We start from the raw sequence: 15,031 nt of genomic DNA on the forward strand, positions 1-15,031 counted from the left end.
ATGCCCACCGAAGACTCGACCCGCAACCGACTGATCCAGGCCGGCATCCGGTTGTTCGGCGAACACGGCTACAAGGTCACCACCACCCGCATGCTGGCCGACGAGGCGCAGGCCAATATCGGCTCCATCGCCTATTACTTCGACAACAAGCACGGTCTCTACCTTGCCGCGGCACGCTACATCGCCGGTGCCCTGCGCGAACGCCTGGACATCCACGAGCCAATCACCGTGCCCGACGACCGCGAGACCGCCCGCGCGACCCTCGAAGCCATCGTGCGGCGCATGGTGCGCACCTTTGCCACCGACACCGAATGCCGCCACTGGCTGTTGATGGTGATGCGCGAACAGCTGCATCCCAGCGAAGCCTTCGATATCCTGCAGAACCAGGCCTTCGGCGTGGTCCAGGCGACATTGAGCCACCTGATCGCCCGCCTCACCGGACGCGCCGCCGACGACCCGGTCACCGCCCTCGAGACCCACACCCTGGTCGGCCAGATCGTGTTCTTTCTGATCGCCCGGGAGCCCTTGCTGCGGCGCCTTTCCCTCGAGACCTTCGATGCCGACACCCTGGCCACCATCGAAGACCTCGTCGTCTCGCACCTGAGCCTCTACGACGCCCGCCATGACGATCGACGATGCTAGAATGGCGCGATCGTCATCCCTGGAGTTCGCCATGTCAGCCGCCACCGCGCCCACCCTGCATATCGCCGCCGCCCTGATCGAGGATGAAAGTGGGCGACTGCTGCTGGTCCGCAAGCGTGACACCACCGCCTTCATGCAAGCCGGAGGCAAAATCGAACCACAGGAGTCGCCGGCCGATGCCTTGTCGCGGGAAGTGTTCGAGGAACTGGGGTGCCGCCTGCGCCATCTCGAGCCACTCGGCGAGTTCACCGCCCCGGCAGCCAACGAGCCCGGCCACTGGCTGTGCGCCCACCTGTTTCGTGTCGAGCTGGACGGCCCACCCCGCGCTGCCGCGGAAATCGCCGAATTGCGCTGGGTCTCGCCCGACGCCGCCGCCACATTGCCGCTGGCTCCCCTGACCCGGGACGTGGTACTGCCCCGTGCCGGCGTTCCGGCGGCCTGATGCTTCACGAGCCACCGGATGCAACAGGCGATCATCGGCTATCATCGCGACGAGGAGGGCCATTGGGTGGCCGAGCTCGCCTGCGGCCATGACCAGCATGTCCGGCATCAACCACCCTGGACCGAACGCCCCTGGGTACTGACCGAACACGGACGGCGCTCACGGCTCGGTCTCGCCCTGACATGTCGCAAGTGCGAGCGTGGCGAGCCCCGGGACCGACATTGAGTGCTTGCCCATCAACGGAGTGACCGCGTGGCCATCGACCTGTTCTACAACTGCCTGATCTTCCTCGCCGCCGCCGTGTTGATCGTGCCAATGGTCAAGCGCCTCGGGCTCGGCGAGGTCCTCGGCTATCTGATCGCCGGCGTCGTCATCGGCCCTTCGGTGCTGGGCCTGGTGCCCGATGCCGAGGCGGTACTGCAGTTCTCCGAGGTCGGTATCGTCTTCCTGCTGTTTGTCATCGGACTGGAACTCAAGCCGGCTCGCCTGAAGCTGATGCGCAAGCCGGTATTCGGGTTCGGTGGCCTGCAGATGCTGATCACCAGCCTGGTGCTGGGCGGTCTTGCCCTGATGCTGGGACTGTCGCCAATCGCCGCCCTGGTGGCAGGCTTCAGCCTGGGGCTGTGCTCCACGCCCCTGGTGCTCCAGTTGCTCGGCGAGAAGGGAGAACTGACCACACGCCATGGGCGTCTCGGCTTCGCCCTGCTGCTATTTCAGGACATGGCCGCCATCCCGGTGCTGGCCGCCATTCCCTTGCTGGCCGGCGGTGCCGCCATGGCAGTCGGCTGGGACAACATGCTGCGCGACGCCCTGGTCGGCGCTGGCGCCTTCATCGCCCTGATCGTCGGAGGGCGCTACCTGCTGCGGCCGCTTTTCCGCTTTGCCGCAGCCACCCGCAGCCGAGAGGTGTTCGCCGGCACCTCGCTGCTGGTCGTGATCGGCGCAGCCCTGTCGATGGAACTGGCCGGCCTGTCCATGGCGCTCGGCGCCTTCATTGCCGGTGTGCTGCTGGCCGATTCGGAGTACCGGCACAGCATCGAGGCCGATATCGAACCGTTCCGCGGCCTATTGCTGGGGCTGTTCTTCATGGCCGTCGGCATGACCGCCCAGATCGGCCTGCTGACCGAACGTCCCGGCCTGGTGCTGGGCCTCACGACGCTGCTGCTGGCAGCCAAGTGGACGAGCGTGGTGATCACCGCCCGTGCCTACGGTACCGACTGGCGGGATGCCCTGAATCTCGGCGTGCTGCTCTCCCAGGGTGGCGAATTCGCCTTCGTCCTGCTTACCGCCGCCGGTGCCGCGACCCTGCTGGCTCCCGACCTGGTCGGGCTGCTGGTTCTGGTCGTCTCGCTGTCGATGGCCGCCACGCCGATACTCTTCCAGCTTCATGTCCGAGTGGTGCGGCCACGCTTCGCACCACCCGCGCCGAAGCGCGAATACGACCGCCCCGCCGATACCTCGCCACAGATCATCATCGCCGGGTTCGGCCGCTTTGGTCAGGTCATCGGACGCACGCTGCAGGGGCTGAACATTCCCTATACCATCCTCGACATCAATGCCGAGCACGTTGCCTTCGTGCGCCGCTACGGCAACGAGATCTACTTCGGCGACGCCTCTCGGCTCGACCTGCTGGAAGCCGCCGGCGCCGACCGGGCCCGCATTCTGGTGATCGCCATCTCCGATGTCGAGGCATCACTGCGCATCGTCCAGCGCGTCCAGCGCCGCTTCCCGCAGCTGCGGCTGTTCGCCCGCGCCCGCAATCGCCATCACGCCCAACTGCTGATGCGCGCAGGCGTCCAGGACATCGTCCGCGACCTGCTGCCGGCCAGCCTCGAGTTGACCCGGGAAGTGCTGGTCGCACTCGGTATCGACCGCCAGCGTGCACAGCACACCGTGGACACCTTCCGCCACCACGACACGACCACCCTGATGCGCCAACTGGAAACCTTCGGCGACGAGGCTCAGCAGATCCAGACCGCGCAGCAGGCCGCCAAGGAACTGGAAGAATTGTTCGAAGCCGACGAAGACGTGGTCACCGAAGCGCCAGCGCCAAGCACCAATACACCGGATACGCATCATTGAAGGGGCAAGAGGTAAGGGATATAAGACGAGCAGTATGCTGGCAGGTCGTAGCCCACCAGCTAGACCTGCCACCAATCCGGCAACAGCGCCCGATTCTCCCGCCGCGCGAAGCGGTCGTCCATCAGCACCACCACGCCCCGGTCACCGGGGCCGCGAATCACCCGCCCGGCGGCCTGCACGACCTTGATCATCCCGGGCACCCGATAGGCATAATCGTCCCCGCGTCCAAAGCGGGCCTGAAGCCGATGCTTGAGCGCTTCGTTGATCGGGTCCAGGGGCGGTAGCCCCAGGGTGACGACAAAAGCCCCCACCAAGCGTTCGCCCGGCAGGTCGATACCCTCGGCGAAGGCGCCGCCAAGCACCGCGAAGGCAATGCCACTGCCGCCGGGCGCGAAGTCGGCCAGAAAGGCCTCGCGCTCCGGCTCGCTCATGCCACGCCGCTGGGCTCTCACCGGTATCTTCGGGTGCTCGGCTTCGAGCCGCGCCCGGGCCGACTCGAGATAGGCAAAGCTGCTGAAGAAGGCCAGGTAATGTCCCGGCCATCGACGGTACTGGGCCGCCAGCTCCTCGACGATCGGCCCCAGGGATGCCTCACGATCCTTGAGGCGAGTCGAGATATCGGCGCGGCAACGCACTTCCAGCTGTTCGGCATCGAAGGGAGACGGAACCCGACGCACCACGCTGTCGGCCGGCAAGCCCAGCAGGTCGCAATGATACTCGGGCGGACTCAGCGTCGCGGAGAACAGTATCGTCGCGTATGCCGAGGCGAAACGCGGCGCCAGGAAATCCGCCGGCACCAGGTTGCGAATCCCGAGCTCTGCCTGGCCACGACCGTGCCGACGGAGCTCGCAGAGGGAATGATCGCCGAAACGCTCTGCCAGTCGAGCGAAGGCCAATGCCTCGAACAGAAAGTCGCGCAGGGCCGGATCGCCTCCCTCGGGGTGCTCGGCCAGATAGTCGCCGACCGCCGAAACCGTTCGCTGCAGGACACCGAGCCAACCGTCGGGCATCGTGGCCAGGGCCTGCCATTCGGTCTCCGGCATGTCGCGCAGCAGTTCTCGCCAGCGCCGTACCAAGCGCCCCAGCGGGCGCTTCAGCGCCGGTGGCGCCTCGCGATGCAACCGATTGAGCCGCTGCTGGGACAGGCCTGCGCTGTACATGCCCCTTGCCCGTTCCACCAGGTTGTGAGCTTCGTCCACCAGCAGCGCCAGCCGCCAGTCGTCGGCCTGGGCGAGGCCATGCAGCAAGGCGCCGTCATCGAAGTAGTGATTGACGTCGCCGACCAGCACATCGCACCAGCGCGCCAGTTCCTGGCCCAGATAGTAGGGGCAGACCTGGTGCTCCAGCGCCAGCTCACGCAGGCTCTCGCGGTCCAGCCAGCCACGTTCGACCGCGGTCTGACGTGCCTCGGGCAGTCGATCATAGAATCCGCGGGCCAGCGGACAGGATTCGCCATGGCAGGCACGGTCCGGATACTCGCAGGCCTTGTCCCGGGCCACCAGTTCCAGCACCCGCAGTGGCAGGCGCGTCTCATCCCTGGTGTCGGCACCGAGCGACGACAGGGCATCCAGCGCCAGCCGCCGCCCCGGTGTCTTCATGGTCAGAAAGGCCAGCCGGTCGATGTGGCGACGTGGCATGGCCTTCAGGGTGGGGTACAGCGCGCCCAGGGTCTTGCCGATACCGGTGGGCGCCTCGACCAACAGGCAACGGCCGCTCGCCGCCGCCCGGTAGACATCCTCGGCGAGCCCGCGCTGCCCGGGCCGAAAGTCGTCGTGGGGAAAGGCGAGACCAGCGAGTGCCGTGTCACGCCGCGCGCGATGCTTCGCCTCGCGCTCCGCCCACGCCCGGAAGCGCCGGCACAATCCCGCCAGGAAGCCGAGAAGCTCGCCGGCCTCGGCGTCTCGGGTCAGCACCGTTTCAGTGCCGGTGACAATATCCAGGTAGACCAGCGCCAGGGTCACCCGTGTCAGCCCCTCGGCCTCGCACAGCAAGGCACCATAGACCGAGACCTGCGCCCAATGCAGGGCGCGCTGATTGTCCCCCATGCGGGCCAGATCACCACGGTGGGTCTTGATCTCCTCGACTCGCCGAAGGTGCGGGTCGAAGCCGTCGGCACGCCCAGCGACGACCAAGCCCTCCAGGCGTCCCGAGACAGCCACCTCGGCCCGATAGCCCGCCGCCCGGCGGGCGACCACCCGGGCATGCCCCTCGATGCCTTCGCGAGCGCTGGGTGCGGGCGTGAACCGATGATCCAGATCACCCTGACGGGCGGTGAACTCGCACAGCGCACGCACCGCCACTCGATATCCCTCACCCGTCGTCATGGCGCCTCCCGCCACGTTACATGACACACCGCCGCCGGCATGTCCTCCGCCTGGAAGAAGCGTAGCCAGCGGCGTTGATTGTCCTGCAGACGATCCCCCGGCCCCTTGACCTCGATCAACCGATAGCCAGGCGCTTCGCCATCCGGCAGGAACTGGATCAGGTCGGGCAGCCCGGAACGGTTTGCCATGGGATCGGCCAGCAGCCGCTCGAAGCAGGCCCGCAGGTGCGTGGGCGGCAGGCGCGCCAGAGCGAGCTCGACCAGCGGCCGCGATAGCCGCTCCCAATGGACGAAGGTCGCGGCCAGCCCGTGCTTGGACTGCCAGCGGTCGAGGATGCTACGGCGATACCGCCCGTCGTCCAGCTCGGCCAGGCAGGCGTCGAACCGGTCGCGGCGGCGTGCCACGAAGTCCTCGCGCCCCAGGTCTGCCGGCCCGGCCTGGAAGGGATGGAAGAAGGCACCGGGCAATGGCGCGAAGATCGCGTCCCAGCACAGCAGGCCGAACAACCCGCAGATCAGGGCGTTTTCCACGAAATGGACCGGCGCCTCGGGCCCGGCCAGATGCTCGGCCACAGCCAGCTCCACCCCGCTGGCGTGGGGCGACAACGCCAGATCAAAGCGTTCGGAGGGCACTTCCGGCTTCCGGCCTGGCGGCGGCAACCCGAGCCGGCGACACAGCCTCGGTCGAAGGCGCGACAGGGCTTGGGCCTCGTGCTCGCCGACCGGAACCGCCCGCTCGAGCAGGGCATACGCAAGCGCGTGCTCGCCACGCCGTTCCAGCAGGCGCAGCCGACGAATGCGCCCCTCGCCCTCCCCAGCCCGTTCAAAGTACGACAGGGCCGCATCCACATTTCCCCGGCGCTCGGCTTCCCGCCCCAGGCGCACCAGCAAGCGCGCCCGCCGACTCGCCAGCCAGGCGTTGCGCGGCGGCGCCTCGTCGAGACGCTTCCCGAGCTCCAGCGGACACTCGCCCTCGTCGAGGCGCTCGCGCAACTGATGAAGGGCAAGGTAATCATCGACTTCCTCCCGGCAGCCGAACGCCCGCGAGCCGGCATCGAAGGGCACCGTCTCGAAGCGCTGCACGCCCAACTCGGCCAGCACGAATTCCGACCAGTCCTGGCGCATATTACCGAAGAACATCAGGCGCAGACGGTCGCACAGCGGCATCACCGCCAGACGCACCAGGCGATCCGGCGCCTCGGGCCACCACTCGGTCAACGGCCGCGACCGGGTCAGGTGAGGTTCCAGCGCCTCTCGCAGCACCGCCTTCCCCTGCGAGCGCGACAGCCCGGCAGCCGCGATCTCCCCGGCCAATGCCTGACGCAGTTCGGGCAGTCGCAACTGGCGAAACAGTTCCCCGACATCACACTCGGGATCGTCCTCGACGAAGCCAGCTTCCAGCAGCGGCGACAGGGCCGGCTCCAGCGCACCGATCTCGGCGTACTCGAGACGCGAGTGCCGAAAGACCTCGCCGCGACGCATCACCATGCGCACCAGCAAGGCTCGGGACGCCACCGGCAGCCGGGGAAAGGTCGCGAGGAAGCCCCGCTCGGCGTCGTCCAGCAGGTCATCGTGCCGCGCGGCGACCCAGTCCAGCACGAACTGGAAGTTGCTCAGGTAGTAGCGCGGGGCATCGAGGGACGCCGAGACGCGTTCAGTGGAGGAGATGCTGTTCATACGTACAGCATAACAGGCTCACCACGACCGGCTCTATTCCGAGGAGACGTCGGCCGGCACCCGCAGGGTCAGTCGGTCTCCGCTGATCGCAATATCGAAGCGCCCCAGGTAGCTCATGCCCAGCAGGGCCCTGTCGCCCGGCAATCCGTTGCTGATGGAGCCGCGAACCTCCTGCGCGGTCAGGCCACCCAGGCTGACCGTGTCGAGAGTGGTCAGATGGCCTCGCGCCCGACCATTGGCCGTGGAGAACCAGGCCTCGCCCTGACGCTCCAGGTCGAGTCGCTCGGCCAGAGAGCCGGACACCGCCACGAAGGTGGCGCCGGTATCCAGCAGGAAGGGCACCGGCTCGCCATTGATGCGCCCGGTGGCGACGAAATGCCCCGAGGCGTTGCGCTCGAGCGTTAGCGTTTCGCCGGCTTCGACATTGAACAGATGGGCATTCGGATTCTCACGGCGCTCCAGCATGCCCTGCAGCCACCAGGTGCCGAGACCCAGCAACAGCGCCCAGAACAACAGCATCATGCCGAGACCGAATCGCCTCACCTCGCGTCGCTCGTTCCCCACGATTCCTCCTCGGCCCTTGCCACCCCGACACGATGAGCGCCCCCACCACTATGATACTGGACCCGGGGCGTGGCCCATGCTGGGATGAGGGCTTTCCACCGCCGCGGAGACCGACATGTCAGCTACCCGGAAGGCCAGCGAACTCGGCGCCGACCTCCTCTACCGATTGTTCTCGGGCGCCATCGCGCCGCGTCCCATCGCCTGGGTCTCGACCCTGGAATCAGCCGGCAACGCCAACCTCGCCCCCTTCTCGTTCTTCAACGTGGCCAGCGTCGACCCGCCCGTGCTGGCCTTCTCGCCATTGCTGGACGGCCAGGGCGCGGCCAAGGATACCCTGCACAATCTCGACGAGGTGGCGGAATGTGTGGTGCACATCGGCGGAGAAGCACTGGCCGAGCCGCTCAATGCCACCAGCGCCAGCCTGCCCCGCGGCGATGACGAGTTCCTGCATGCCGGCCTGACCAAGACTGCCATGCCGGGATTGCAGGTTCCGTGCATCGGCGAAGCACCGCTGGCCTTCGGCTGCCGAGTACGCGATGTGATTCGCTTCGGCGACCGCCCGCGCTCGGGCAATCTCGTTCTGGCCGAGGTCGTGGTGGTGCATGCCGACGCCGACGTCTGGGATGGCCACCACGTGAACATCGAGGCGCTGCGCCCCATCGGCCGCCTCGCCGGTGCCGACTACAGCCGCACCACCGACCGCTTCTCGCTCGAGCGCCCCCGATAAAGGGCGTTACCCGCCATTACGGGCTTCCCAGTCTCTGGCGGCCTGCATGCCGCGCGTCTGGCTCACGCCCAGGCAGATCACAATGGCGATGATGAACAACGCCGCGCACAGCAGGATCGAGGCCTGCAGGCCAACCACCGACTGCAGCAGGCCCAGGCCGATGATGCCGAACACCCCTGCCAGCTTGTTGGCCAGCCCCCAGAAGCCGAAGAACTCGGCGGCCTTGCGGCGCGGCGAGAACAGGCCTACCAGGGCACGGCTGGCCGACTGGCTCGAGCCGAGGCTGAGGCCCGCCAGGCAGCCAACCACCAGAAAGAGGTGCTGTGCCTCCCAACCGAGACCGAGGTGCGCGTTGAGCCAAGCGGTGAGTTCGGGCGTGGCCCAGATCGCCAGGATCGCCGCGACCCATAGTGCCAGGGTGATCAGATAGGTCACCCGGGTGCCGATGCGATCCTGGATGGCGCCGAAGCCCAGGGCACCGGCGGCCGCGGTGATCTGGACGATGATGAACATGACATTGCGGATCGCGGCGTCCCAGCCGATCACCTGGGCCCCGTAGATGAAGGCGAAGGCGATGATGATGTAGACACCGGCCATGGAGAACAGCAGAGAGACCAGAAACAAGCCCAGGTCGCGAAACCGCCGCAGCTCGTGCAGGGTCGTGGAGACCCGCTGCCAGGCGATCCGATGATAGGGCAGCCCCGGCGGTTGCGGCGTGCCGCGCTCGCGCAGCCACAGGAAGGTGGGAATGGCGGCGAAAAGGAAGAAGGCGGCGGCGAAGGGCCCTACCCAGCGTATCCGGTCGAAGTTAGCGGCGGTGGCCTCGCCCAGCGCTACCAGCGTGAAGCCGGCGGCGAAGAGCCCGCCCACATAGCCCAGCGCCCAGCCGAAGCCCGAGATGCGGCCCAGTGCTTCCGGCGGCCCCAGGTCGGGCAGGAAGGCGGCGATGAAGGACTCGCCCATCGAATAGGCATAGTTGGACACCACGATCAGCACCAGCCCCAGCACCACGTAGCCGGGCGCCACGAAGTAGAGCATGGCGGTGGCCCCGATGGTGGCCAGATAGCTGGCGAACAGGAACCGTTTCTTGTCGGCCCGATAGTCCATCACGGCGCCACACAGCGGGCCGGTGATCACCACCATCAGATAGCTGATCGCCAGCGCCAGGCTCCACAGGAAGTTGGCCAGTCGATAGTCATCGCCACGATCCCCGACGATCACCGTGGTGAACAGCTCGCCGAACACCACCGTGATGATCAGCAGGGTATAGGCCTGGTTGGCGAAATCGAACATTGCCCAGCCGAGGATCTCCTTGCGCGAGGCCCAGGGCTTCGCAGCGGCATCGGCGGTCGTCACGCTCATGAGGGCATCCCTGTCGAGAAAGGCTCAAGATAGCAGGCCTGGCGCGCAACGTGCCATGCTCAGGGAACTCATGGCGACCTTCGGGATCGTCAAGATGAAGAAGTCAACGCCCGACGGAGGACCCCATGAATCAACGTGACGCCTTTATCGAGCGCCTCAAGGACAGCCTCGCCGAATGGAATGCCGAGATCGAGGCGCTGGCCGCGCGGGCGCGCCAGGCCGGCGAGCAGACCCGCGAGCGCCATCAGGAAGACATCGACCGCCTGAAGGCGCGCCGCGACGAGGCACTTCGCCGGCTCGACGAGCTTCAGGCCTCGAGCGAGGAAGCCTGGGATGACATGCGCCTGGGGGCTGACGAGGCCTGGGAACACTTGCGGGACGCGTGGAAAAAGGCGAGTTCTCGCTTCAAGTGAGCCAGACGCCTAACGCGTCTCGTCGCTGGCCGACTCGCCCCGATCCAGACGCTCGGTTGCCGAACGCCCCCGCTGGGCCAGACCTTCCAGCCGCTCGATCTGCGACGCCAGCTGGGGCAAGGCATCGCGGCGATAGTGCGCCAGGTCGTCGATCGCGCCCATGACATCGCCGAAGGCGCGTTCCAGCGACTGCATGTCCAGCGTCGCCGAAGACGCCCGGGTCTGGATGTCCACGCCCTGGCGCTTCAGGGCCTCGGCGGTGCCGGCGATGGTCTCGGAGGTGGCGGCATTGAGCGACTCGATGCGTTCCAGCACCAACCGCTGATTGGCCAGCGCCAGGGCCACCGTCGCCGCCACGCTGAGCGCCGAGACGGTGACGTTGATCGCCCGATCCACGCCCCGCATCAACTCGCGATTGTTGCGGATGATCACCTCGAGGGCCAGCACGCCCTGCTGGCTGACCGCCTGCTGCTGCTGGAGATCGAGGATTCGCTGACGCAGGGGGAACAGCAGTTCTTCCTCGACGAAACCACGCCGCTGCTCATCGAGTTCCGGCAAGGCGCTTTCCAGGCGTGAGTCGATCGCCCGCCCCAGGGCGACCTGGCGCTCCAGTTGATCGAGCGTCTCGCGCAGGGCCTGCTGGTCGTCATTCAGGGTGATGTTGTCGCGCGCCAGCCGGTCCCGACCGCCTTCCAGGTCGGCAATGATGGCATCGAGCGCTTGCTGGGCCGTCTCGAAGCGCTGGAAATAACGTTGCAAGCGAGTGCCCATGCCCGGGATGAAGCGGCGCAGCCGGTCCAGCGGCCCCGGCTCCAGGCGATGGTGACGCGGGTCCAGCGAGTTCATTCGGCCTCGCAACTCGCCCAGCGCCTTGGCCACCGGCCCGCCATCCTCGCCTTCACGGGCCAGCTGGTGCAGTGGCGTCTTGAGCATCTCGCTCTGATGGGCGGCCTGACGCTGAAGGTCCAGTCCCATTTCGTCCACCGCCCGGCGCTGCTCGGCGGCGGCACCGGCGTTGTCCCCCAGGATCTCCTCGACGAAGGCCTCGGCCGTCGCCTCGAGCTCGGGATCCAGGGGCTCTCGATGGTCCGCCCCGTCCCGTTCCAGCTCCTCGGCAATGCGCTCCACCGGCGGCAGCGACAGGCGGCTGCCCGGTTTATCCGCGGAGGCGTCAGTCATGGCGTTTCTCCCTTGTCAGCCAGGCACCTTGCTCAGTCAGACGAGCGCGGCGTCTGCCCATAACGTTCGGCGCCTTCGATGAAACGCCGCAGTTCGTCGCAAGCGCGCTCCGCGCCCAGCGCTGCCTTGGGCCGGCCCGTGACCACCCGGGACAACCTCACCGCGGCATCGTCGAGCGCCGTCAGGGCCGCCTCGTTGCGAGCCGCGAGGCGGCGCAAGGCAATCTCGGTCTCCTCGATCAGCGCCAGCCGCCGCCGCAGGGCCTCGGTCTCTTCGGCGGACAGGCGCGTGGCATCCTTGGCGAGTCGACGGCGTACATAGTCGACATCCATGCCACGAATCCCCTTCGCCCGATCGACCATGGCGTCGAAATCGTCCACCGCCCCCAGGCTGACCTGCTCGATCAACGAACGCGCTCGCTCGAAGGCCAGCTCCCCAGGCTCGAAACGCGCTTCCAGTATTTCATTCACGTGCCGATAGCGGCCATGCAGGCGGTCGACTCGGGACGCCAGCTCGGACCGATCGACATCCAGCAGCTCGCCCTTGACGCGACACAGGGCCCGAACGATCTCGTCGGCGCCAAGCGGCGGGCGAGACGGCTCGAGCTCGACGACACCGGCCTCGGAACGTGCACGCTCGCGCCGCAACGCTGCCTCGTGCCGTCGCTGCTGGCGACGCGAGCGCCAGCGGCGCCAACGGCGCTCCAGGGGCAGCTCGACGGCAATGGCGACCAGGCCCGCCAGCCAACCCCAAAGGCTGGGACCGAAGCCGCCCCATAGCGATGTCAGCCACATCAACAGACTGATGAAGGGCAGCACGGCGCCGTAGCGCACCAGCACACGCCAGCGCTGCGGATGCTCGACGGGCAATGCCAGTTCGGGCTTCACCAGGCCGACCAGGCACCACGGCGGACAAGTGAGGAACAGGCCATAGGCCGCTCCCTGCAGAAACTCCAGCATGGTGTCGTCGATCCTCCCCTTTTACGCATTCGGCCCCATCATGATGCGGTGCCGGGCGCCGCTTAGCCACCCCGCATTGCAAGGCGGCTCACCGAACGTCGCCGTGATATGCTGCCGGGAGCGTTTCGTCCTCCAACAGCACGGTTATTCTCGTGACCCCTACCGAGCATCTCGCCAATGCCACCAGCCTGACCTGGCACCGTCAGCTGGCCCGCCTGTTCCAGGCCGCCGCCGGCAGCGGCTTTCCGAGCCTGCTGGAACAGACACTGCGCGAACTGGTCGGTTTCGACACCATCCTGATCAACACCTACAAGGGACAACGGCGGCCACTACTGATTCACGACAATTACCCGCCGACGCGCCGCGAACAGGGCATCGAACGCTATCTGAGCCAGGCCTACCTGCTGGATCCCTTCTTCAAGGCCGTGTACGACGGCCTGGAGAGTGGCGCGTACCGCCTGCGCGAACTGGCGCCGGACCGCTTCGAGAGCAGCGACTACTATCATCACTATTACCGCGCCCTGGGACTCACCGACGAGATCGGCCTGTTCGCCAGGGTCGATACCGACGTGGTCATGGTGGTGTCGCTCGGGTTTCGCGAAGACGCTCCCCGGGTCACCCGCCGGGACCTGCTGGCGTTGCGGCACATCGCGCCGGTGCTGGAGGTCCTGCTCGGCGAGTACTGGAAATGGCAGGAGCACCGCTTCCACCAGTGTCTCGACGAACGGGAACCGGTGGAAGAGGCCTTCGACAGCTTCGGCCAGGAGAGCCTGACGACACGCGAACGGCAAATCGTGCGCCTGCTGCTGGCCGGCCACTCCACCAAGTCGGCGGCCCGCGAGCTGGGCATCAGCGACGGCACCGTCAAGGTCCACCGCAAGCATCTCTACCAGCGCCTCGAGGTCTCCAGCCAGTCGCAACTGTTCCGGCTGTTCCTCGATCACGTGGCGCTGGTCTCGCGCCAGCAGGGCGGATGAGCCCCCATCCATGGGGAGCGCCTCAGGTCAGGACCGACCATAGAATCACTCCGCCCCAGATCACCAGCACGCCGCCCAGGAGGCGTCCCAGCCAGTGCCCGGCCGGCGCCAGCTTCTCGACCAGCACCCAGAGCGCCAGCCCGGCAATCCAGAGCAGGCTCATGACGCCACCGACGAACAGCAGCAGCATCAGCACCCAGCAGCAGCCGAGACAATAGGCGCCGTGGTGCCATCCCATCAGCAGGGCGCCCCGCCTGCCCTCGCGCCACCGGGTGAGCACAAACTCCAGCGGTGAACGGCAATGGCGCAGACAAGCCTCCTTGAGCGGCGACCACTGGTAGAGCCCGGCACCGATCAGCACCAGCCCCGCCACGCCCTGGCTGGTGAGCGCCAGCATCGGCGACAGCAGTGCCGCCCGCTGCAATCCGTACTGCAGCAGCACCGCTGCCAGGCTGAACAGCATCCAGACGATCAGATAACCGGCAGCGAAGAAGCCCGTCGCCGCGGCAGCCTCTCCACGGGCGCGACGCCGCCGGGTCATAGTGGCATGCAGCAGAAGCATGGGGGCGGCACTGGGCAGCATCATCGCCGCCATCATCAAGGCCCACATCAACAACATCAGCCCCGCATCGAGGAGCGACCAGGCACCCCCCGTCATGGGCATCAGCAGGCTCCCGCCACGCGCCATCAGGGCAGCCTCGGCGATCAAGTAAGCCCAGCACAGAACGATGACCAGGCACAGACCGCCGAGCACCCAGCGCCGATCGTGGCGTAACAGCCGCTCAAGCGGGTTCGCTTCCATGTCGCGACCCTCTAGGCGACGACTCCCTGAGGCGTCTGGATCACATGAGCCAAGGTGCTGTGAGACCCTTGGGTTGTGAAGGCCAGCTCACCGGTACTCTCGATATCCGCCGAGGCCACCTCACCCTCGAGATGCTCGAAGCCTTCCGGCATCACGACCCGGATGCGATGAGGCTCATCGGTCACGGGATTGCGGATCGGCGCCACCCGGGAACTCAGCGCACCGGGAATTTCGATGCGAGCCGTGCGCCCGGCCAGGTCGAATTCGAACTCGATCGGCGCGACGACGGGATCGTGCAGCCGAGCCACGATCAGGCTGAAGATATGGAAGAGCGTGCCTTCGTCGGAATGCGCCCCGGAAAGAATCTCGGACAGCGCCTCCAGCTGGTTAGGGCTGGCGCGTTCGTCGATCAACACCTGAGCATCCCCGTTACCCTCATGCAGCGGCCCCGGGAACTTCACCACCACGAAGAACCCCAGGCCGTCGAGGCGTGTATCGCCGAAATGGCCGGAGGTGATGCGCATGCCCAGGAAACCCTGGCATTCCCCCTCGGTGGGAGGCGCCTGGAAGTCACAGGGACAGCCAAAGGCGCAATTGCAGTTCTTGAGCCAGTCTCCTTCGAGACGCCAGTCTTGGCGGGACATAATGGAACCCTCTCTTTAGCCGTCGGACAGCGGCCGGTGGCCGGATGGGTCGCCGGCCCGTGAGGCTCCTTCCGGGAGCAGGACATCTTTCTCCCTGTCTGACTCAGTGTAGACGCAAAGCCATCGCCTCCGGAGACTGAGGCACCACACACCATCGGCCCGATGGGCAGGGCCTTGTCTCCAGCCCCGCGCCACCGAACACAGCCCCTTCAGGGCGCAGGCGTCAGCGTCATCCACA

General features: G+C 66.9%; 15 protein-coding genes. 7 read left to right on the top strand and 8 right to left on the bottom strand.

Annotation, left to right across the window (positions count from 1 at the left end):
- Genes HSDC_RS09875 through HSDC_RS09890 form a run of 4 tightly spaced genes read left to right on the top strand, consistent with a single transcriptional unit; the run spans position 1 to position 3,166 of the window.
- Positions 1-642: a CerR family C-terminal domain-containing protein gene (locus tag HSDC_RS09875; protein WP_064699750.1), complete on the top strand. Its 642-nt coding sequence runs from the start codon at positions 1-3 to the stop codon at positions 640-642.
- Positions 643-673: 31 nt separating this feature from the next.
- Positions 674-1,084, top strand: coding sequence for an NUDIX hydrolase (locus HSDC_RS09880; protein ID WP_064699800.1), 411 nt, complete (start codon positions 674-676; stop codon positions 1,082-1,084).
- A gap of 18 nt (positions 1,085-1,102) precedes the next feature.
- On the top strand, positions 1,103-1,309 hold the full coding sequence (locus HSDC_RS09885; RefSeq protein ID WP_064699751.1) for a DUF3565 domain-containing protein: 207 nt from the start codon (positions 1,103-1,105) through the stop codon (positions 1,307-1,309).
- Between the two features lie 27 nt (positions 1,310-1,336).
- The gene (locus tag HSDC_RS09890) at positions 1,337-3,166 is read left to right on the top strand and encodes a monovalent cation:proton antiporter-2 (CPA2) family protein (protein ID WP_064699752.1); all 1,830 of its coding nucleotides are present in this window, start codon (positions 1,337-1,339) and stop codon (positions 3,164-3,166) included.
- Positions 3,167-3,225: 59 nt separating this feature from the next.
- Here HSDC_RS09890 and HSDC_RS09895 read toward each other — a convergent pair whose 3' ends face one another.
- The 3 genes from HSDC_RS09895 to HSDC_RS09905 are packed head-to-tail and all read right to left on the bottom strand — an operon-like array spanning position 3,226 to position 7,730.
- On the bottom strand, positions 3,226-5,490 hold the full coding sequence (locus tag HSDC_RS09895) for an ATP-dependent DNA helicase (RefSeq protein ID WP_064699753.1): 2,265 nt from the start codon (positions 5,488-5,490) through the stop codon (positions 3,226-3,228).
- Entirely contained in the window at positions 5,487-7,166 is a 1,680-nt protein-coding gene (locus HSDC_RS09900; protein ID WP_064699754.1) for a VRR-NUC domain-containing protein, read from the bottom strand. The genes HSDC_RS09895 and HSDC_RS09900 overlap by 4 nt, the downstream gene beginning before the upstream one ends.
- A 33-nt stretch (positions 7,167-7,199) precedes the next feature.
- Complete coding sequence (locus HSDC_RS09905) at positions 7,200-7,730, bottom strand: retropepsin-like aspartic protease family protein (protein WP_082920010.1); 531 nt, start codon at positions 7,728-7,730, stop codon at positions 7,200-7,202.
- Positions 7,731-7,845: 115 nt separating this feature from the next.
- Between HSDC_RS09905 and HSDC_RS09910 the strand changes: the two genes are divergently transcribed.
- Positions 7,846-8,457 (top strand): flavin reductase family protein, encoded by a 612-nt coding sequence (locus HSDC_RS09910; RefSeq protein WP_064699755.1) that lies wholly within the window; start codon positions 7,846-7,848, stop codon positions 8,455-8,457.
- Between the two features lie 6 nt (positions 8,458-8,463).
- On the opposite strand, the gene HSDC_RS09915 is transcribed toward HSDC_RS09910, so the two are convergent.
- Entirely contained in the window at positions 8,464-9,819 is a 1,356-nt protein-coding gene (locus HSDC_RS09915) for an MFS transporter (RefSeq protein ID WP_064699756.1), read from the bottom strand.
- Positions 9,820-9,944: 125 nt separating this feature from the next.
- On the opposite strand from HSDC_RS09915, the gene HSDC_RS09920 reads away from it, so the two are divergent.
- The gene (locus tag HSDC_RS09920; RefSeq protein WP_064699757.1) at positions 9,945-10,232 is read left to right on the top strand and encodes a sll1863 family stress response protein; all 288 of its coding nucleotides are present in this window, start codon (positions 9,945-9,947) and stop codon (positions 10,230-10,232) included.
- A 9-nt stretch (positions 10,233-10,241) separates the two neighbouring features.
- Here the strand turns inward: HSDC_RS09920 and HSDC_RS09925 are convergent, their stop codons facing one another.
- Both HSDC_RS09925 and HSDC_RS09930 read right to left on the bottom strand, forming a co-directional pair.
- Positions 10,242-11,411 (bottom strand): toxic anion resistance protein, encoded by a 1,170-nt coding sequence (locus tag HSDC_RS09925; protein WP_064699758.1) that lies wholly within the window; start codon positions 11,409-11,411, stop codon positions 10,242-10,244.
- Between the two features lie 32 nt (positions 11,412-11,443).
- Positions 11,444-12,370, bottom strand: a complete 927-nt coding sequence (locus HSDC_RS09930; RefSeq protein WP_064699759.1) for a hypothetical protein — start codon at positions 12,368-12,370, stop codon at positions 11,444-11,446.
- Between the two features lie 152 nt (positions 12,371-12,522).
- On the opposite strand from HSDC_RS09930, the gene HSDC_RS09935 reads away from it, so the two are divergent.
- A complete protein-coding gene (locus HSDC_RS09935) occupies positions 12,523-13,347 on the top strand; it encodes a helix-turn-helix domain-containing protein (protein WP_064699760.1) in 825 nt (274 codons plus the stop codon).
- Positions 13,348-13,369: 22 nt separating this feature from the next.
- On the opposite strand, the gene HSDC_RS09940 is transcribed toward HSDC_RS09935, so the two are convergent.
- Positions 13,370-14,149: a DUF2182 domain-containing protein gene (locus HSDC_RS09940; protein WP_064699761.1), complete on the bottom strand. Its 780-nt coding sequence runs from the start codon at positions 14,147-14,149 to the stop codon at positions 13,370-13,372.
- An 11-nt stretch (positions 14,150-14,160) separates the two neighbouring features.
- The gene (locus HSDC_RS09945; RefSeq protein ID WP_064699762.1) at positions 14,161-14,793 is read right to left on the bottom strand and encodes a DUF1326 domain-containing protein; all 633 of its coding nucleotides are present in this window, start codon (positions 14,791-14,793) and stop codon (positions 14,161-14,163) included.
- Between the last annotated feature and the right edge of the window lie 238 nt (positions 14,794-15,031).

The organism is Halomonas caseinilytica (assembly GCF_001662285.1).
Taxonomy (GTDB): domain Bacteria; phylum Pseudomonadota; class Gammaproteobacteria; order Pseudomonadales; family Halomonadaceae; genus Halomonas; species Halomonas caseinilytica.